This window comes from Psychrobacter pygoscelis (genome assembly GCF_004335015.1).
GTDB classification, from domain to species: domain Bacteria; phylum Pseudomonadota; class Gammaproteobacteria; order Pseudomonadales; family Moraxellaceae; genus Psychrobacter; species Psychrobacter pygoscelis.
Genome location: NZ_RQRU01000008.1, coordinates 55,293 through 74,590, shown reverse-complemented (window position 1 = coordinate 74,590; position 19,298 = coordinate 55,293). Strand labels below are relative to the sequence as shown.

Sequence of the window (19,298 nt, the reverse complement as noted above, 5' to 3'; positions counted from 1 at the left end):
CATTGATTCAGGGCTAATTTAGTCTTTTTGTGGTGACTGCGGTGCTGGCTGAATGATAGTGCGTGTCGTCTTTAGCGTCTGCTGGGCTTGCGGCGCTGCTGATGGTGAGCGCTGCTGCGATTGAGCGCTCTGAGACTGCTGACCAAGTAGTGACGGTATTTTATTGACCGTGGCTTCAGTACTTGAATCTGCCTTCTCGATAGCTTGGCTCACGCGCTGATTGACTGAGGTCGGGACATCTACCCCTTGGATACTGGCACTAGCATCACCATGCTTACTGTTGTGGTCATCCGTTGCTGAGCTTGAGGCGGAGCGCTGACGACTTGTATTTGTCGACTGACGGGAGCTTCCAGCAGATGAATTGCCATTTATAGGTTTAAACTGTGAGTCAACTAAGGCACCAGTGAGGGCATTAATATCACCGCCACCTGCTAGACCAAGCTCTCCTAATAGATGATCAATCAGTGGGGCTTGACTGCGATAGCGCAGGGCAGAGCTGACCATCTCATCTGCTAATGAGTTTCCGGAGTGACCATTGCTATTGCCGCCATCGTTATTCGCTAGCGAATTTGAACCCTGACCGAGCATGCCTGCGCCATTACCACCGACTTGTAGAATCTTGATGCCATCGATATTCTGGATAGGTTTGACCGATTCGGCAATGATAGCCGGTAGTCGCTCAAGTAGTGCCATGCGGATCTGCATATCGATCTGATCAGGGGAGAGCATATTGGCCGCATTGTTGATGGCTTCTTGACCTTCTGCCTCGACGCGGTATTCTTCTGCCTTGGCTTGGGCAATAACCAGCTGGGCATCAGCTTGACCTTGAGCTGATAGGCGCTGTTTGTCAGCATCAGCTTGAGCTTCGATACGCACAGCTTCGGCTCTATCTGCCGCTGCTTGCTTCTCAGCTTGCGCGGCAACCTTGATATCGATAGCGTCTTTTTCAGCCTCTTCAGTCGCTTTAATGAGTTGCACCGCTTTGGCACGCTCGGCAATCTCGCGCTCACGCACGGTCGTGACGTTCTCTGCTTGCTGCACGGCAAGGGCTCGGGCCTTATCTGCCTCGGCTTTGGCAACTGACTCAGCTCGCGACTTTTCAGCGACGGCGATTTGGCGTTCTTGTTCGGCCAGCTCTAGTGCTTTTTGCCGTTCAATATTGGCCTGCGCCAGCGATTGTTCTTTGATAATGTCTTGGTTTTTGATATCACGCTCAGCGATGATGCGTTTTAGATCGATCTCACGTTGAGCGGCAATCTTCGCCTCTTCAGCCTCACGCTGTTTCATGCTCTCTTCGGTGGCAATATTTGAAGATTGCTCGGCGCGGCGAATAGAGATCTCACGCTCTTGCTCTAGCTTGGCGTACTCTTCCTCGCGGACGATGTCTATTCGGCTACGCTCAGCTTCTAAGTTTTTGGTCTTAATCGCAAGGTCTGTCTCTTGCTCAATGTCATTACGTAGCTTACGACGCGCTTCAATGGTTTCAGTCAACCGGGTAAGACCTTCAGCATCAAAGGCATTCTGGGGATTGAAGTATTCAAACCTCGTCTGATCAAGTCCTGTTAATGATACGGTTTCAAGCTCAAGACCGTTCTTGGCAAGATCTTCTGATACGGCGCGTTGCACGCGTTGTACGAAATCCACACGCTTTTCGTGCAGCTCTTCCATATCCATCTCGGCAGCGACAGCGCGAAGGGCATCGACGAATTTACCCTCGACCAGCTCTTTTAGCTCACCTGGTGCCATGGTCTTCATACCCAGTGTCTGGGCTGCTGTGGCAATCGACTCTTTAAGTGGCCGTACTCGAACATAAAACTCGGCTTTGACATCGACACGCATCCGGTCTTTGGTGATTAATGCTTCGTTATCTGCACGGCGAACCTCAAGTCTTAAGGTATTCATATTCACGGGGATGACTTCGTGAAGTACCGGCAGCACAAAAGCACCGCCATTTAGAATGACACTCTCACCGCCCATGCCCGTTCTGACAAAGGAGACTTCTTTACTAGCGCGCGTGTATAGCCGCGTCAAAAAGAAGCCAATAATAAAGAGGGTGACGACGATAACACCAGCGATGATCGACCAGTAAATTAGCGTATTCATAAAAGTCCTTATCTTTTAGTTTTTAGTATTGCTGTGTTAATCATATTTCTAATTTTGATTGGATATTGTGATTGGTAACCTAGTAGAGGTTATCTATCATTGAAGTCATTGCAATGCGCTCATGGTGTTATAACTTTTTGACCAAATAACGTTCTCCAATCTTTTCAGTGATCACCAGCTGATCATTTGAGGTAATCGTTGTAGGGGCTATAGCATTACTGTCGAGATGTACAGCATCAGTATCGCTAAAGTGCGCTGGGTCAGGTTCGACCATCACATAATGGGTCTGACCATATTCATCAGTGAGCTTTGCCTGCGCAGGGCTACCCACGCTGGCATAACCTATTAAAATATGGGCTTGTCGCCCCACCAAGGAGTCGCCACTGACTGCCGAGCTTTCATCTTTGGGAAGGATGGGATAAAGCAAGGATGCGGCAAGTTTTAAGAAGGGGAAGCTTAGGACTAAGGCGTCAAGGCTTGCAAGCCAAGGTGATAAGTAGTGGCCTAATATAGATAGTGACAACTGCTGAATGACAAGACCGCTGATACAAAAGCTAGCAATAAACAAGATCAGCAAAATCATAGTAGGAATACGGCCGACATATAGCCAGTCGAGTGCTTTCAAGCCCCAGCTCACATCAGTATCGGCATCTAGGCTCATATCAGCGTCAAAGTCAGCATCTACTAATGAGTCGGGTAACAAATTGTCCAAAAACCCACTGACGCCGCCAAAGAAAAAACTAATAATTTCAACGACTAATAAGATAATTAGCACCATCCCAGCAATAGCGAAGGGGGCAAGCGCTGAACTGTCAAAAATTTCCCACATGAGATTGTCTAATGATAATTATTTAAAAAAGTTAACTTAAGTGTAGCCTAAATAGATGATAAAAGTCACGAAGTTTAGGATAGGAGTGTACTTAGTAAGTTGTGAATAAATTTGAATATATCTAGATTATGGCAAGATTGTGAGGAGCGTATGACAATAAAGTCTGATAGAGAGCTTAGCTACATTTAAAGCATAAAAAAAGCCCTTATCCGAAGATAAGGGCTTTGGCATTAGCCAATAATCAATCTATAAGTATTGCTATCTAGAATATGGCTCCCCAACCTGGGCTCGAACCAGGGACACACGGATTAACAGTCCGATGCTCTACCAACTGAGCTATTGGGGAATAACTGGTTTTAACAATAAAAGCTGATAAACAGCGTTTGCGTTAAGTGGGGCGTATTCTAGCAAAGTTATCAGGAACGTCAAGCCTTTTTTTGAATTTATTACTAAAATTTTTGCCGTTATATGGAAAAGCCGCCAATTTGGCGACTTTTTGTAGTTAAGACTGGTAGCTAAGATTGCGTCCTCTTGCTTATATTATAGTGATTGAGCAAGAGGCTTTAGCGTGTGGTCATTAAGCTTCAACATCTAGCTCAGCGACAGCCTTCTCAATCCGGCTTAAAGCATCTTTTAATGTCGCTTCGTCAGTCGCGTAGGAAATGCGCATATAGCCACCTAGGCCAAAAGCATCACCAGGCACGACGGCAACACCGACTTTATCCAGCAGCCACTCAGAGAACTCAGTACAAGACTTAAGGCCTGCAGCTTTGATCAATGGCTTAATCTCAGGGTACACGTAGAATGCACCGTCTGGACGTAGGCAAGTAATGCCTTTGATGTTATTTAAGCCTTCAACGACAAGATCGCAGCGCTGCTCAAAAGCCTCAATCATAGGTGCCAGTACACTTTGATCGCCATTGATAGCCACTTCGGCAGCTTTTTGGCTGATAGAGGTAGGGCAAGATGTCGACTGTGACTGGATTTTTTTCATCGCACCGATAAGCTTGGCTGGACCACCTGCATAGCCGATACGCCAGCCTGTCATAGCATAGGCTTTAGAGACACCATTTAGGATAATAGCGCGCTCTTTAAGCTCCGGTGCAGCGTTCAAGATATTATAGAACTTATCGCCCGTCCAGCGGATATGCTCGTACATATCATCTGAGGCAATGTACACTTGTGGATGACGCTTAAGCACTTCAGCGATAGCTTTAAGCTCATCTAAGGTATAAATCATACCTGTTGGGTTTGATGGGCTATTTAACACCAAAAGCTTAGTCTTAGGGGTAATCGCGGCTTCTAGTTGCTCGGGGGTAATCTTAAAGTCTTGCTCGCTTGGGCACTCAACGATGACAGGAACACCATCGGCAATCTTAACCATATCCGGATAGCTGACCCAATACGGGGCAGGGATGATGACCTCATCACCGGCATTAATAAAGGCTTGCGCTAAGTTAAAGAATGACTGCTTACCACCGACTGATACCAAAATCTCATTTGGCGCGAAGTCGATATTATTGTCACGTTTGAACTTATCGATAATGGCTTTTTTAAGCTCAGGCGTACCGTCTACTGCGGTGTATTTGGTAAAGCCATTATTGATAGCTTCAATCGCTGCTTGTTTGATGTAATCGGGGGTATCAAAGTCAGGCTCACCTGCTCCTAGGCCAATAATGTCTTTACCAGCAGCTTTAAGCTCTTTGGCTTTATTGGTTATGGCTAATGTTGGTGAAGGCTTAATATTATTGACGCGATCAGAGAGTTGTAAGTCACTCATAAATTATCCTTTTTGGTAGATGAGGGAGGGGCGATGAATTCGAAAATATTTTGAATAGTCGGGCGAATAAATACCAATTTAGATTTATGCCGAATAAGACGAATTAATCAAGTTATTGTAGCATGACACTATAGTCCTGTGTACGTCAGCCCGTTACAAAATCGCTCGAAATCTATGGATAAATCATTTTAAACTTGGTACTCAGTGGCTAAGCATACCTTATGCAGCCTCATCTCCATCATGACTGCTAGTCAGTAAATGCCTCCAGATACTTGATGGCTGAGTCAGCTCTTTTGGTGATGTATCATTCATACAAAGGATTTTTGTGTTCAGATAGCCGCAGCAGATGACTATCTATAGCAGTAACATCAAATTTATCTTGCAATAAAACTACTAATTAAAAGTTTGCTCTTTTTGAGCTATGCGCTCTGAGCTTATAGACCAGATTAACGTGAATAGCCTTACGCTTGGCACAGACCATGGTGAGGGCTGCTAGGCAGTAGTAAGGCTACTGCTGGATGCTTTGATTGACCTCATGGCTTAATGCATAGGTAGGCTGACTGGTATCGGCGTATAAGTTGGAGTAAACTGTGACCTTGAAATAACGGCTCGACCATTTATTTTATTCGGTGGGAATCACATTGACCGAGCGATTAGGTCAGTCTATACAGTCACTGCATTAAGGATGTCTATGTCTCAGCGTAATACCTCTACCTCTGCCAAAAAAGCCCCCGTCAAGCACGAACTCTACATGTCTATCTTGATGACACCGGATATGGCAAATTTTATCGGTAATGTGCATGGTGGTGACTTACTTAAGATGCTAGATCAGGTCGCTTATGCCTGTGCCAGTCGTTATAGCGGTAATCATGTGGTGACGCTATCTGTCGATCAGGTGATGTTTCGCGAGCCCATCTATGTTGGTGAATTAGTCACCTTCGCCGCTAGTGTGAACTATGTCGGTCGTACCTCAATGGAGGTTGGCATTCGCGTCGAGGCCGAAAATGTGCAACAGCGAACGATTCGCCATACCAACAGTTGCTACTTTACAATGGTCGCTATCGATGACAATGGTAAGCCTACACCAGTGCCTCCATTGAATATTAAGTCAGCGCTGCAGCAATGCCGATTCGATGCTGCGCTTGAGCGAAAAAAGCTACGGATGGATGAGTCTAAGCGTCCTAGCTGTGATGTCAGCGACTTCGTCGGTGAGCTCGAAGGCAGTAACGATAGTGAAAAAGATTTATAATTTAATAGCAGTTAATGAGACAAACCGTCATTTATAGTGCCCCTAAGCTTAGCGCTGTAGAAATATAAGAGTTAGGGATAAAACGAATACTAAACGAATACTAAAAAACGCAATCACCACTTTAAGGATAAGAAGATGAGATCAATACTGAATAAGACAGCGATGGCCGTGCTTTTAGGCTGTGTAATGTCCTTTCCAGTGCAAGCTGCAGTACCGACTGACGCCTCATTAAAGCAGCTGATGGTAGTCACCAAGTCAAGCGAGATGATGGAACAGATGATCACACCTGATAATAATATGATGGATCAACTGCTTCAAAGCTCATTAGAGAGCTTTCCTCAAGATGAGATGGATGACCATCAACGCCAAGAGCTGAGCAGAATTATCTCAAAGTACAATAAAGAGATGTTTAACGAGGCTTTCGTTAATAAAATTGAAGAGCAGATGATAGCGGCTTATATCCGCTCTGCCAAAAAACACTTCACTCAAGAAGAAGTCGATGCTCAAATTGACTTTTATAGTACGGATGTAGGGCAGAGTATCGTTAATAAGCAACCAGCGATGCTTCAAGAGTATATGAAAGAGGCCATGCCAATCGCTATGGAAGCCTCTATGCAACAAATACAAAAAATCATGCCCAAGATGCAAGCAGAGATTGAAGCACTTGGCCTTGAAGACTGATTCGAATTATCAGGTTATCGCTACACCGACCGTCCTAACTGACCTTATGGTCTAGAGTAAAGAGAGTATCATGAGTCTCAAGCCATCTGTGACTAGAGTAACAGGTCATCTAAGCCAAGCTGCCGCTGTTGAGCGAGCTGCAAAGGCTGGTATGCTGGATAAGGGCAATGCTGGTAATGGTGCACCAGATGGTGATGCGGACAAAAATAGTAAAGATAACTCGATGCTTACCGTACTGATCGCGGTTGGGGCTAATTTCCTTATCGCCATTGCCAAGACTGTCGTTGCTTTTATGACAGGGTCTGCCTCTATGATCGCAGAAGCGGCGCATTCATGGGCAGACACAGGCAATGGCACACTACTGATCGTCGCTGAGAAAAAATCTGTCAAACCAGCTGACACCAGTCATCCGTTAGGCTATGGCAAGGAGTCGTATGTCTGGTCAATGATTGCGGCTTTTGGGGTATTTACTGCCGGGGCAATTGTCTCAATCTATACGGGAATTAAAGAGTGGAATGCTCCTGAAGGGGAGACCAACTATACCATCGCCTTTATTGTATTAGCCGTGGCCTTCGTACTAGAGGGTATCTCGCTGATGCAAGCTTACCGCGAAAGTAAAAAGCATGGCGAGGCTATGAATATCAGTGCACTCGGCTATGTGGTGGATACTTCTAATCCGACGCTGCGCGGGGTGTTCTTTGAAGATTTGGCTGCGGTGACGGGCTTGGTCATCGCGGCTATTGGTATGGGACTACATGCTTATACCGGTCAGCCATTTTGGGATGCTCTAGGCTCTATTATTGTGGGGGTGCTACTCGGAGCGGTAGCAATATTTTTGATTAGCCGCAATCGCGACTTTTTAGTAGGTCTTAAAGTCTCTGATTCCATGCATGAGTATGTATTATCAGAGCTAAACGCCCATCCTGACATCGATAGTGTCTCTTATCTGCATCTTGAGTGGGTAGGGCCTAAAAAGATGTTTATGGTAGCGGCTGTCGATATCGCTGGTAATAAATTAGAAGAGCAAGTGGCGCACAAATTTGAGCTTATCGAGAATCAGTTCCGTGCCAATCCTATCTTTCAGGAGGCGGTACTGACTTTATCTGTTCCCGGCGCGCCTATCTTGCAACCTAGCAAAACAAGCTAGTCAAACAATCTAGCAAAGCAACCTAGACTAATCGAATAGCGACCCATCACAATGCTCCACAGCCTCTTTATAATCGGGAATACTTTATGCCTAAGCAAACATTAACTGCTAAATATCTTCTCAGAGTGCCTTCTCTAAAGTCAGCAATGTGGGTAGCTATTATGACGGCTTTCGGCATGCATAGCGCTAATGCCGAGCTGGTTATTCATAGTGAAGCGCCTGATAAAGTAATAATGGTTACTAATGCGCAGCTGACTCAGGCTCAAGCGCCAACGGACGCTTCTATCATCAAGTTGATGCAAGTCATGCGTGTTGATCAGCAGATAGAGGCGATCATCAATGGTCAGCAAGCGGCCATTGAAGCCATTAACTCGCAAACTCAGCATCGTAATCAGTCGTCTGATGATGAGTTAAAGCAACGTCAACGAGAGATTCGCAAGCAGGTTCAAGGGTTATTGGGACAATATGTCAAAATCATGACGGGAACTATTGATGATGCTACTGACACTGAGAGCCTGACTCAGGCCTATATCGCTGCGGCTAAAGCTTACTATACGCAGGCCGAAGTCGATGCTCAGATTGCTTTTTATGATACCCCCATTGGTCAAAGTATCTTGGACAAGCAGCCTCAAGTAGTAGCAGCTTTCTTAAAGCAGTCAATGCCTGATGACATGAGTGAGACGGCGTCGCAGCTTAGTGAGCTACTGCCGCAAGTGAAGAAGATTGTCAAAGATATGCTGTAAATAAGCTATTTTTTCGATTAGGCAATAAATTATCTTACTAAAAAGGTCTCCTAATTAGGAGACCTTTTATTGATTGTTAATCAAAGCTAGTTGTTGCTAGTTTACAATTTCAATTAGCACAATAACCAATTACTTTTTAGGGTTATTGGCACCGATAAACCAAGCGTCTTTGTCGATGATACGGCTGGCTTCAGTGAATAGATCCGCTGTGTCTTCATCCCCAACATCTCCTGCGGTCTCAATAGCTTCACGAAGCGTCTCAGCGACGGTCTTATAGCGGCTGGTCAGCTCACGCACGTGCTGATCGACTTCAGTAATGTCAGTAGGATAATCATCTAGCACAGAGTCTTTCGCGACGCGGCTGGCTAGACCATTTGGCTCACCACCCAAAATGACGATACGTTCTGCAATGGTATCTGACACTTCACGAAGGCGTTCGGTGGTCTCGTCTAATAGTTGATGAACCCCAATAAACCCCGAGCCTTGGAGATTCCAATGGCATTGTTTGCCATCTAAAGTAAGGTCTATTAAGTTTGCTAGATTGGCATTTAACAGGTCAACCATTTTTTTGGCGGTATTGTCGTCTAAACCACTTGCGTAACGTTCTCTCATAGTTATGTCCTTTATTAATTGGTTAAAAGTTAATTGGTTAAAAGTATTGTTATTGAAAGAGTATTAATCGGGAGTACTACAGTTTGGTAGTACGATTAAAGAACTAATAAACTGGCGTAGTGTAAAATACGCAAATTTACTAACTCTTGGTAAATGATAACAATTATTATTTCTAAAAGTGACGCTGATTGGTAGGCATTTCATCTGATTACTGTAACTGCTGTGTAAAGGAGAAATTGCTCTACAGTAGGCAATCAAAACTTAAGACCTTCAGGCTAAAAATTGAAATATAATAAGTACAAGTGACCGATGGTTAGCCAAGCGGCTCATAATAGAGAATTAACTTTTGCTGATAACAGATGCTAAGAGGCCACAGAGCAGCAACCTAGGCATGCTCAAACCGTACCACGCTTGTGCCAAAGGGGTAGCTTGTTTTCTCGCAATCGCCTGTCTAAATCCTCAAAGCGCAGTACCCATTCTTTAATTGGCTCTTTATTTAATGGCTATCATTAAGGTAGCTATTTGTGTTAACTCGTGTCTTATTTATGGTCTATTTTGATCGTGCTTCATCGTTGCTAATGTCACTATCCGCGGCTTGAGAGCCATCAGGCTGGTACTCTTTTGTATAAAAATACTGATCATTATGTAGGGTCACAATAAATATCTTATCAAAGCCTTCATCGAAGCTTGGCGGCTGTAACTTTTTAGCAGTGCCTTTGACACCAATCTCAGGGATTTTTGCTTTACCTTTGCGCTGATTATTCCTTGCCAAAGCTTCCTTAAATGGGCAGTCAAAATAATAAGCGACCACTTCAAACCCTGGCTTTTTGGCAGCTGTAATAAAGGGTAATCGCTCATCAATGGTGGGATTGGTCTTGTCAATCACAGTCTTGGCTTTGCTGGCAAGACAAGCTGCAAGTGGTGGCTGGTCTTGAGCATGTCTTTATTGAGCCGAATATGGCTATGAAAAAATTGCTGCTGATAAAAGGTAGACTTGCCTGCACCTTGAAGTCCAATAAATATAATAATCTGCATCGCGCTAAATCGTGGATAAGTTATGATAATGTTAACTGAAGCGCAAAGGTATTTATAAAATTATAACTAGACCAAAAGCTAGCATGGCTCACTAAAAGGCATAAATAATGATAACCATTGATAGAATAAAAGCGTTTTTTAGCAAAAATAATGACAGGCCATCTGGCTTTACTGATAAGCAAGGGCGCATGCTTACGGTGGCTGAATTAAAAATGCAAGCAAGTGAGTCGCGCAAAAAATGGCTGTCAGGATTTGGCTTTAAGATGTGCTGGTATATGGTCAAAGAGGGTGAGCTTAAGGCACGAGGCTGGTCGCTCAATGATTTTGCTAATGCCATTGGACTTGAAGAGCAGCGTTTTTTATCTTGGAATGAGGGCGTGAGTTACGTCTACTCAAGTCGTGGTGGCTCAAACGTATTCATTACACCAGCATTAAATGGTTGGGTGTATGTTCTGAATTTTGCAGATGAGTTAGATTTATTAGATGGTATCTTAGAGAGCTACTATGCTTTTGGGAGTTATCGAGTTGTAGATTATGTCAGTTGGAAGCAAGTAGAGGAGAGGCAGATTGTTCGTTATTTTCAGTATGCTGATGGCAGAGTCTATCACAATATAGGCGTGCAAACTGAGCAAGAAGCCGAGCTAACGTTTATCGATATAACGGGACTGGATAATGAGCACGCCTGCGAGGCTATGTTTTCACAAGCAGCATTCAACAACCCTGACATCACTAATATTGCTGATGAAGAAGATGTCATGGCCCTGTGTAAGGCATGGACGGGTCAGGATTTATTGGTGCTTGATACCTACCCGATAAACTCAGTAACAGAGCAGGGGGTATCAGGAGTACTTTTAGATCGTTAAAGGTGGTTGTTACGATGGTAGCTACTATAATCATTGTGGCTACTGGATGAAAATAATAAAGAAGGTGCAGGTTAGCAACTATGGGGCTATCTAATAAATGACACCGTTATAAATAAAAAACCATGATAGCTTAGTCACGTCTAAACATATCAACATAGCCCGCAGAAAATAAAGAGATACAAGTAAGCTCAAGTGCCATACTGGTATAAACCGTCCTAGCTTGCTGCAAGCGCGCTGACAGGGGCTATAAATACTTGTCCCAGTATTGTTGTTAGATTGAATTCACTGTACTGCACTATGGATAGCCCAACTGATGGGCAATTGGCTTATAGATCATCGATATTGTGGATATTGTCTACCAAGTCAAAGCTTTCATACACCTCTTGCTCAGTCAATACCTGCGTACTGTCTGCAAATTGATAATAGTCCGGTTTCTTATCGAAGAATATCTGACAGTTGAAGTTAAAATCAATATCGGCTTCGATGATACCCAGTGATAAAAAATACTCTTCAGCAGCGATAAAGTAATAAAATAAATGAGTACCGCAGTAACTACAAAACCCCCTTTCGGCAAACTTGGATGACTGATATCGGCTGATATGCTCATTGCCATTAATCGTCACGTCGGAGCCGCAATCTATGGATAAGAAAGGACCGCTACCCCAACGACGGCACTTATTGCAATGACAAGCATCAAAATTACTGTTATCAGCAACCTCAATCGTTACTCTCTGACAAAGACATTTTCCTTTCATAGCCACCCTTGGTAATGAATAATTATTTGTTATAAGTTTAATTTAACATATATTTTAAAATAAATTAACAAGCTATAGTTTTAGGCTTGGGTTTTTATTTAAGTTTTATTTTATTACCATCCCTACTATCTAAGTCCCTACTATCTAAGTCAAACTTGTTTATAACGGGTACATCGCCAGTCACTAATATGGATTTTATAGTTAGACACTATGATGAACTTAAGACGGCAGTCAGTTCATTATAAAAATTTATACCAGTTCTGCACCATATGACGATGACACTATTTTATTTAGGTGCGACTATATAGCCATGACTCTTTATATCCTTGACACTGAGTCAAGTCTTGATTGGATTGAGGATATAAGGACTGTATCAGCACACTTTTGAGCCGTAAAGGGCGTATAAAATCTAGTGACTTCAATTTGTGTAACTTAAGTTTGTGTAACTTATGACATGATAAAAGCGACTGACTGCCAGTGGCTTCTGCCAAAACCCCACTTTAAAAAAGGCAAAAAATCCCCACATACACCCTACGATGCAACAATATAATCAAATAAGAAGACCTCACTTATGCGCATGCCTGAACCTCGCTCATCTCGTCAACTCAATCAACTGGCCACGCAGCTTCAAGATGAAGCTGAAATCACGGGTGTCAATGCGTCCGGCACGCAGATAGCCAGTCGCGCCTTTGAGATGGTTACTGAATTTGAACCTGCTGGTGACCAGCCACAAGCTATCGAAAAGCTGGTGAAAGGTGTCGAATCTGGTATGGATAATCAGTTGTTGCTTGGGGTGACTGGCTCGGGTAAGACCTATACGATGGCTAAGGTCATCGAAAAATGTCAGCGCCCGACGATTATTATGGCGCATAATAAGACTCTTGCCGCTCAGCTGTATGGAGAGTTCAAATCCTTTTTTCCTAATAACGCCGTCGAGTATTTTGTCAGTTATTACGACTATTATCAGCCGGAAGCTTACGTTGCGGCTAGCGATACCTTTATCGAAAAAGACAGTGCCATCAATGACCATATTGATCAGATGCGTCTGTCAGCGACGCGCGCTTTGCTCGAGCGCCGGGATGCAATTATTGTCTCGTCAGTATCCTCTATTTATGGTCTGGGCGATCCAGAAAGCTATCTTAAAATGCTCCTGCATATCGTCGTCGGTGACCGTGTAGACCGCACAGCGATGATTAAGCGTTTGGTTGAGCTACAATATACGCGCAATGAGTTGGACTTCGGCCGTGGTACCTATCGCCTTCGTGGCGAGCTGCTTGATATCTATCCAGCTGAGTCTGAGCAGCTGGCTGTAAGGGTCAGCATGTTTGATGATGAAGTCGAGAAGATATCTTGGTTTGACCCTCTTACGGGTAAGACGGTGCGCAGTGTCCCGCGTATCACTATCTATCCTAAGTCGCACTATGTGACCCCGCGTAATAAACTTGAAGCAGCAAGTCATACCATTCGCGCGGAGCTTGAAGAGCGTCTTAAATACTTCCGTGAACACGACAAGCTCGTTGAAGCGCAGCGTATTAAAGAGCGTACCCAATACGATCTTGAGATGATTCAGCAGCTTGGCTACTGTAATGGTATCGAGAACTACTCTCAGCATCTCTCAGGCCGGCCAGCAGGGGAGGCGCCGCCGACCTTATTCGACTATGTGCCTGCCGATGCACTAGTATTCATCGATGAGTCGCACGTCACCGTCTCACAGATTGGGGCAATGTATAAAGGGGATAGGTCGCGAAAAGAAAATCTCGTCAATTATGGATTTCGCCTACCTAGTGCTATGCATAACCGACCGATGAAGTTTGAAGAGTGGGAGCGTATCAAGCCCGCTACTATCTTTGTCAGCGCAACGCCAGCCCAGTACGAGCTAGAGCAAAGCGAGCAAGTCGTCGAGCAGGTTGTGCGGCCGACAGGTCTTATCGATCCTGAGATTGAGATTCGTCCAGTACTGACTCAAGTCGATGACGTGCTATCGGAGATTACCAAACGCCGTGAGCTCAATGAGCGCGTACTTATTACCACGCTGACTAAGCGAATGTCCGAAGACCTCACTGACTATCTTAAAGAGTATGATATTAAAGTAGCCTATCTGCACTCAGACATCGATACGGTCGAGCGGATGGAGATTATTCATGAGCTGCGTACAGGTGTCCATGACGTGCTGGTCGGTATTAACCTCTTGCGTGAGGGTCTTGATATGCCTGAGGTGTCCTTAGTCGCAATCTTTGACGCCGATAAAGAGGGCTTTCTACGCTCGGAGCGCTCTTTGATTCAGACGATTGGCCGCGCCGCCCGTCATGTCAATGGTAAGGCTATTTTATACGCTGACCGCATTACCCCAAGTATGGAAAAGGCTATTGAAGAGACTGAGCGCCGTCGTGAAAAGCAGATTGAGTTTAACCTCAAGCATGGCATCACGCCTAAGTCTGCTCGGCGCAGTATCACTGACAAAATCGACACAGGGGAGAGTGAGGACGATTTAAATGATAATCAAGCCATTCCAAGCTCAAGCGGCTTGCCAGATGTCGATATCGAGATTCTACGCAGTCCTGACCTGCTCGCCAAAGAGATCGCCCACTTGGAGAAAGAGATGAAGCAGCTCTCGCGTGAGCTCAAGTTTGAGGACGCTGCCAAACTGCGTGATAAGGTAATGGCGCTTAAGGCTTATCTTATTTAGGCCGCAGATAATCTAGCAGCGATACGATAGTTTTTTTACCCTAACGCTGCTATTTATGACACTGCAACCGCTGCTCGCAAAGGTTATTGCTTAGAGAGGTTGGCAGTAGGGCGATTCTTCCGAAAAGTTTTAATATGCTGCATTATAAAGTGTGAGCTTCCGATTGGGTGGCTCACCTTTTTTTATTAAGTCTTTTTCTATAGAACCTTTTTATACCTAATACGTTCTCAAGCAAAAAGTACCACCTCAAAACGGTCAATTCTTATTGTTAAACGACAATAGCGCGGTTATCTGCTTACTCTTGAACGGCGTGTCTACTCAATAATAGAGCAAGCCCTTGTAATCCAAAAGATTGCGAATTAATATGGCCTTAATTAACATTCTAACCCACTGATCAACTAGGCGTGATATCTATTTTGCAAACCCATCAATTACTAGAGTTAAACTCTAACGAAAACTCCCTTGGCATGTCTGATGCCGCCAAACAAGCGATTGTTAACACTTTAGACATCGGCTTTCGTTATCCCGATGATCAACGCGCTGCCCTTATTCATAGAATCGCCAATATCAATGGCGTGACCGAGGCCAATGTCTCCTTGGGTAATGGCTCAAGCGAGAACATCCGAACTGTGGTACAAATGCTGAACAACAAAGCCTTAACCACAGGTAGGTCGTTTCAGGTCGTGGTGCCGCACCCCACCTTTGCCTATGCTGAGCTATACGCCACTCTGCTGGGTATACCGGTCGTCAAAGTAGAGCTTACTGCTGAGAGCTATGATTTAGACTTTCAGAATCTTCAGAAGGTCGCTAACGACTTCGACGGTATTAGCTTATTTTATCTGTGCAATCCGAATAACCCAACCGCTACCATCACTGACACAGCTAAGTTTAAGGCTTGGGTGGCCTCTGCGCCAGATAACCACTATTTCTTGCTCGATGAGGCCTACTCCGAGTACGTCACTGACCCAAGCTTTGAGAGTGGTGTCGAGTGGGTGAGGGTAGGCTTATCGGATAACTTAATCGTCGTTCGCACTTTCTCAAAGTTGTGTGCTTTAGCGGGCATGCGGGTGGGCTATGCCATTGCCAATCTACACATGACCTCTGCAATCGAAGCCTTTGTGTCCATTGACAATACCAACCTATCTGGAGCAGTTGCAGCTTTAGCGACTTTAGATGATAAAGAATATTTGGATTTGAGCCTGCGTACCACGATCCAATCGCGGCAAATGGTCGAAGCGGTTCTAGACGAGCTAGGTCTGCGCTATCTGCCCTCACAGGCCAACTTTATCTTTCATGAGATAAAAGGTGATGTAACGACCTATATCGATAGAATGCGTGAGCACGGCATCGTCGTGGGTCGAGCATTCCCCCCTATCCAAGGGTTTAACCGACTGACGCTAGGGACTCCTGAAGAGATGACAGTATTTATCAAAGCCCTAAAGTCCTTCCGTGAGCAAGGTTGGGTGTGATTGGCTCAAGGTAGCTTTAGAGATTAAGCTTAAGACCTCCTGACCAGCGTTGAAAGAATAATCTGTAGTTTGTCGCCATCAAACCATGTTATACAACGCCTAACATAAAGCTTATACTGCTCAATAGTTTGATACTAGGAAGTTACACTCCAATAGTATATGCTTGATTAGTAGCATCAGTGATATCAAGCAAAGTGGCACTAAGCTAAACTATTATTAAGCCAATAGTAGAGCATAGTTGTCACTGCTATTAACGGCAAGTATTTGGATTAATTAAAGAATCATTAAAGCAAAGTTCGGCGCGATATTAGTTTGCCCAGCATTGCGATCACTTGATCGAGTTTATAAATTTTTATAATTAAGGATATATTTATGTTTGACATTAAATCAATATTAAAGCGTGGGGTCGAAAAGCAACTCATGGATGTCGATGACTATATCTTTATGCCAGAGCGTATAGAATTAGAAGTAGACAGTGGAAAATTAATTTGTGTGTTAAACAGTGATGGCCGAGTCGATCTTTTCTATAGTAAGTTTGGTATCACTGACGTCAGGTCAGCCGCGCGCAAGCACCCCTTCACCCCGTTTGAGACCGAGCTGCATCACGGGCTGTATGATGATGTCATCGATGATCTTATCGACGGTGTGAACAAAGTTATTGACGGTGAGTCTAAATATTTTCATGAAAGTAGAATCCTCCCTTCAACCGCGCCATTAGCCATAGGCGGCTCTGCTGTGGACACGCCCACTACGGCACGACCCTTGCCAACCAAAGACAAATTTTAAGCAAGTTTGCCAAGCCTCTTACTGGGTTTTATATATTAGCGCTTTGCGCTTAACTTATATGTATAAAAAAGTGAGTTACCGATTGGGTAGCTCACTTTTTTAATGGGGATTGATTTAGCGTTTTTTGATGGGATAGCTATACGGGAGCTGATCCTGCCTTTTGCTACTATCTGCTCACCTAGGCGAGGCGGTGACACGGTTTGGGGCGTTACTGTTGCCTCGATACCACCCCAAAGCCTAGTCACCGCAGCCCGCCCAGTCGAGCAGGATAACCGCTTCAGTCAGGGCTAAAAAGCATTACGTAAGTTGAGCTATAGCTAATTTTTACTGAATCAGTAGGGTTGGGGTGGTAGGCTAGTGTGGGAGCCCAACGTATAAGTTGAGACCAAAGATTCCATTCTTAGGAACTCTTTTGTGCTCTAGTAAATATTTTCCTCCTATAACAAGCGTTTAGTAGGCAGCATGGAAATAAATAGAGATAGTCAAATTTACGACGATGTTTAATATTTTGTATCAAATGCAAAAAATATTGATGTAAAATATTTTAAGTTATAAAGAGTGATAATGTGAGTCATTTATGAATGAGAAAGATATCGAATTGGCTGCTGAAATTCAACACCTTTCAGAAGTACAGATTGAAGAGTTATATCAAAAATACCTTAATGGTGCAAAGAATGCTGATCTTATAGAAGAGTATGGAATTAACGTTACTCCTAATAAGCTAATTACAGTATTTCCTCCAAGGAAGCTTTTAAATGAGTTATGTCCTTACTGTAGTGTACCTATGTATTCAAAGCGTAAAAGTAAAAGCTACTCTAGTTGGGATACTATACCAATTGAATGTTACAAATGTGAGCATAAGCTTTTTATAGACACTAATGACTACAATAGAAGAGAGTGTAGGTGCGAGAATTGCTTAACTATTCGGCATCGAGAAAGATTAGCTAAAGAAACGAGACAAAGAAATGCTATTCGAGAGGTTTATAATTTAGATAGATACGAACCTGTTCCATATGATGATTTGACGTTCTTTCAAAAAATAGTACTTCTTACTCTATTTAGAATGCAAACGGATGAAGAGTTTGACTATATTTTATCTCTAGATGACCCTCGTAGGACTATTCAACTTTCACCTACATCTCTTATGGATACGGAATGCATCAAAAATCTACTCAAGTCAAGAGTGATTGTTGTAGATCCAGATTCAAGTATAACTGCATTTTGTGAAGAAGATGATTTTCAGAAATTCTATCTAAGGCAGGTACGTTGGGTCGTTAATATTTCATTAGAAGGAACTTATCGTAGTAGTCTAAGTGAGGTTTATAATAAGACCTACACTGAACTTAGAGAAGCAGTACGGATTGAATGGGAGCATAACTTACATGATTTAATTTATAAATTGTCTGTAGAAGAAGTTTTACAGTATTTATATGTAAAATCTGACGAATTGCGATTAAATTTTACTGCTGAAAAGAAAACAAGAGAGGTAGTTAATCAATTATTAGAGAATTTTGCAGTAAGCGAGATTTATTACTTTGTTAAAAAATCAGTAGAAGACGCGCATATTTTTTATACAAAGGGTCAGGCCCAAAGCAAAAAACATGCAGCTAATATTATACCAAATAAAATGCTTACTTTAGGCGAAAGAGCGATTAACGAAAATTGGTCTACATATAAATATAATCGCGACTCTCGAGCACCAAGATCTTATTTAAGCCAAATATTATTTGATTTTGTCTTACAAGATAAGGATGCAGGATTTACTAAAGCTATTGGTAAATATTGGTCTGAAGAATTATACCCTAGATATTTTTTTCAAGAAGAATTAGAAAATAGTAATAGCTTATATTGTTTAGATTGTGGTTCTACACTTATAGATATAGCTATGGAGGATGCGGTACTTAAAGCAAAGTGTAAGAGTTGTGGTATAACTAAGGAGTATGTTTCTCACAGTTGAGTCATCTAAATCACATGAAGAGAAGCATAGATGTATCAAAGTGAAATCTCAAGAATAGTTCGATAAAATAAGGGCAGGTTACGCTATCGCTAACCCACCCTTGTATCTAGGCTTCTTGCAAACGGTTCTTGCAAATATAGTCAATTAAGCTGACTGTCTTCTTATTACATCAACCAAGTTATTTCTTTTTAGTAAAGTTGGCATAGCAAGACTGAAGCGACTTCGCCACGACTTTGGTAACTAGCTTCGCGCGGTATTCTTTATCGATAGCGGCATTGGTCATATCGACGATAGTGACTTGTTGCAGCGCTTGCTCGCTGACGCAGCTACATACCTTGGTTTTTAAGGCTTCTTCTTGTTCTGAGTTCATCGCAACGCGGGCAATACGCCAAGCGTTGTTCTTTTCAATCTCACTTCGGCAAGTGTTATCGACAGCCGCTTTGAATACATTCATGCCAATATTCGATGCTGTACCGACCGCATCGCCTGCGTTGGGTGTGCCGCCAGTCGTAGTACAGCCAGATAAGACAAGGGCGGCAAGCATAGCGATTGAAGCAGAGATTGAGGTTAAGCGCTTGTTCATAGGGTAATCCTTGATTATTC

At 43.5% G+C, this 19,298-nt stretch carries 15 protein-coding genes, 1 tRNA gene and 1 pseudogene; 9 read left to right on the top strand and 8 right to left on the bottom strand.

From position 1 onward, the window contains the following. Positions 1-18: 18 nt before the first annotated feature. The 4 genes from EGV92_RS13315 to EGV92_RS13300 all read right to left on the bottom strand — a co-directional run bounded on the left by EGV92_RS13315 (position 19) and on the right by EGV92_RS13300 (position 4,712). Positions 19-2,103 carry a flotillin domain-containing protein gene (locus EGV92_RS13315; protein ID WP_131669796.1) on the bottom strand — a complete coding sequence of 695 codons (2,085 nt, stop codon included), beginning with the start codon at positions 2,101-2,103 and terminating at the stop codon, positions 19-21. Positions 2,104-2,230: 127 nt separating this feature from the next. Then, the gene (locus EGV92_RS13310; RefSeq protein WP_131669795.1) at positions 2,231-2,932 is read right to left on the bottom strand and encodes a YqiJ family protein; all 702 of its coding nucleotides are present in this window, start codon (positions 2,930-2,932) and stop codon (positions 2,231-2,233) included. Positions 2,933-3,202: 270 nt separating this feature from the next. Next, positions 3,203-3,278 (bottom strand) — tRNA-Asn (locus tag EGV92_RS13305). A 231-nt stretch (positions 3,279-3,509) separates the two neighbouring features. Further along, entirely contained in the window at positions 3,510-4,712 is a 1,203-nt protein-coding gene (locus EGV92_RS13300) for a pyridoxal phosphate-dependent aminotransferase (protein ID WP_131669794.1), read from the bottom strand. Between the two features lie 691 nt (positions 4,713-5,403). Here EGV92_RS13300 and EGV92_RS13295 point away from each other — a divergent pair. From EGV92_RS13295 to EGV92_RS13280, 4 genes are all read left to right on the top strand, one after another. Beyond that, entirely contained in the window at positions 5,404-5,961 is a 558-nt protein-coding gene (locus EGV92_RS13295; RefSeq protein WP_131669793.1) for an acyl-CoA thioesterase, read from the top strand. Between the two features lie 135 nt (positions 5,962-6,096). Further along, complete coding sequence (locus tag EGV92_RS13290; RefSeq protein ID WP_131669792.1) at positions 6,097-6,642, top strand: DUF2059 domain-containing protein; 546 nt, start codon at positions 6,097-6,099, stop codon at positions 6,640-6,642. 70 nt (positions 6,643-6,712) lie between these two features. Next, a complete protein-coding gene (locus tag EGV92_RS13285; RefSeq protein WP_131669791.1) occupies positions 6,713-7,789 on the top strand; it encodes a cation diffusion facilitator family transporter in 1,077 nt (358 codons plus the stop codon). A gap of 86 nt (positions 7,790-7,875) precedes the next feature. Beyond that, positions 7,876-8,532, top strand: coding sequence for a DUF2059 domain-containing protein (locus EGV92_RS13280; protein ID WP_242678757.1), 657 nt, complete (start codon positions 7,876-7,878; stop codon positions 8,530-8,532). Positions 8,533-8,661: 129 nt separating this feature from the next. Here the strand turns inward: EGV92_RS13280 and dps are convergent, their stop codons facing one another. Further along, positions 8,662-9,144, bottom strand: coding sequence for a DNA starvation/stationary phase protection protein Dps (dps, locus tag EGV92_RS13275; RefSeq protein WP_131669790.1), 483 nt, complete (start codon positions 9,142-9,144; stop codon positions 8,662-8,664). 550 nt (positions 9,145-9,694) lie between these two features. Beyond that, positions 9,695-10,179, bottom strand: a pseudogene (locus EGV92_RS13270) (AAA family ATPase). 107 nt (positions 10,180-10,286) lie between these two features. Here EGV92_RS13270 and EGV92_RS13265 point away from each other — a divergent pair. After that, entirely contained in the window at positions 10,287-11,042 is a 756-nt protein-coding gene (locus tag EGV92_RS13265) for a hypothetical protein (protein WP_131669789.1), read from the top strand. A 326-nt stretch (positions 11,043-11,368) separates the two neighbouring features. On the opposite strand, the gene EGV92_RS13260 is transcribed toward EGV92_RS13265, so the two are convergent. Next, a complete protein-coding gene (locus EGV92_RS13260; protein WP_131669788.1) occupies positions 11,369-11,797 on the bottom strand; it encodes a GFA family protein in 429 nt (142 codons plus the stop codon). 571 nt (positions 11,798-12,368) lie between these two features. Here EGV92_RS13260 and uvrB point away from each other — a divergent pair. The 4 genes from uvrB (at position 12,369) to EGV92_RS13240 (ending at position 18,695) form a co-directional block, all read left to right on the top strand. Further along, positions 12,369-14,483: an excinuclease ABC subunit UvrB gene (uvrB, locus tag EGV92_RS13255; protein ID WP_131669787.1), complete on the top strand. Its 2,115-nt coding sequence runs from the start codon at positions 12,369-12,371 to the stop codon at positions 14,481-14,483. Positions 14,484-14,899: 416 nt separating this feature from the next. Then, on the top strand, positions 14,900-15,952 hold the full coding sequence (locus tag EGV92_RS13250) for a pyridoxal phosphate-dependent aminotransferase (protein ID WP_131669786.1): 1,053 nt from the start codon (positions 14,900-14,902) through the stop codon (positions 15,950-15,952). A 372-nt stretch (positions 15,953-16,324) separates the two neighbouring features. Then, positions 16,325-16,738: a hypothetical protein gene (locus EGV92_RS13245; RefSeq protein ID WP_131669785.1), complete on the top strand. Its 414-nt coding sequence runs from the start codon at positions 16,325-16,327 to the stop codon at positions 16,736-16,738. A gap of 577 nt (positions 16,739-17,315) precedes the next feature. Beyond that, a complete protein-coding gene (locus EGV92_RS13240; protein ID WP_131669784.1) occupies positions 17,316-18,695 on the top strand; it encodes a hypothetical protein in 1,380 nt (459 codons plus the stop codon). A gap of 178 nt (positions 18,696-18,873) precedes the next feature. Here the strand turns inward: EGV92_RS13240 and EGV92_RS13235 are convergent, their stop codons facing one another. Next, a complete protein-coding gene (locus EGV92_RS13235) occupies positions 18,874-19,278 on the bottom strand; it encodes a hypothetical protein (RefSeq protein WP_131669783.1) in 405 nt (134 codons plus the stop codon). Positions 19,279-19,298: the final 20 nt, after the last annotated feature.

Excerpts from the sequence above, each read along its gene's own strand:
- EGV92_RS13285 (WP_131669791.1), top strand. The coding sequence starts at position 6,713 with ATGAGTCTCAAGCCATCTGTGACTAGAGTAACAGGTCATCTAAGCCAA.
- EGV92_RS13290 (WP_131669792.1), top strand. The coding sequence starts at position 6,097 with ATGAGATCAATACTGAATAAGACAGCGATGGCCGTGCTTTTAGGCTGT.
- dps (WP_131669790.1), bottom strand. The coding sequence starts at position 9,144 with ATGAGAGAACGTTACGCAAGTGGTTTAGACGACAATACCGCCAAAAAA.
- EGV92_RS13265 (WP_131669789.1), top strand. The coding sequence starts at position 10,287 with ATGATAACCATTGATAGAATAAAAGCGTTTTTTAGCAAAAATAATGAC.
- EGV92_RS13245 (WP_131669785.1), top strand. The coding sequence starts at position 16,325 with ATGTTTGACATTAAATCAATATTAAAGCGTGGGGTCGAAAAGCAACTC.
- EGV92_RS13300 (WP_131669794.1), bottom strand. The coding sequence starts at position 4,712 with ATGAGTGACTTACAACTCTCTGATCGCGTCAATAATATTAAGCCTTCA.
- EGV92_RS13240 (WP_131669784.1), top strand. The coding sequence starts at position 17,316 with ATGAATGAGAAAGATATCGAATTGGCTGCTGAAATTCAACACCTTTCA.
- EGV92_RS13315 (WP_131669796.1), bottom strand. The coding sequence starts at position 2,103 with ATGAATACGCTAATTTACTGGTCGATCATCGCTGGTGTTATCGTCGTC.
- EGV92_RS13295 (WP_131669793.1), top strand. The coding sequence starts at position 5,404 with ATGTCTCAGCGTAATACCTCTACCTCTGCCAAAAAAGCCCCCGTCAAG.
- EGV92_RS13260 (WP_131669788.1), bottom strand. The coding sequence starts at position 11,797 with ATGAAAGGAAAATGTCTTTGTCAGAGAGTAACGATTGAGGTTGCTGAT.
- EGV92_RS13235 (WP_131669783.1), bottom strand. The coding sequence starts at position 19,278 with ATGAACAAGCGCTTAACCTCAATCTCTGCTTCAATCGCTATGCTTGCC.
- EGV92_RS13280 (WP_242678757.1), top strand. The coding sequence starts at position 7,876 with ATGCCTAAGCAAACATTAACTGCTAAATATCTTCTCAGAGTGCCTTCT.
- EGV92_RS13310 (WP_131669795.1), bottom strand. The coding sequence starts at position 2,932 with ATGTGGGAAATTTTTGACAGTTCAGCGCTTGCCCCCTTCGCTATTGCT.
- uvrB (WP_131669787.1), top strand. The coding sequence starts at position 12,369 with ATGCGCATGCCTGAACCTCGCTCATCTCGTCAACTCAATCAACTGGCC.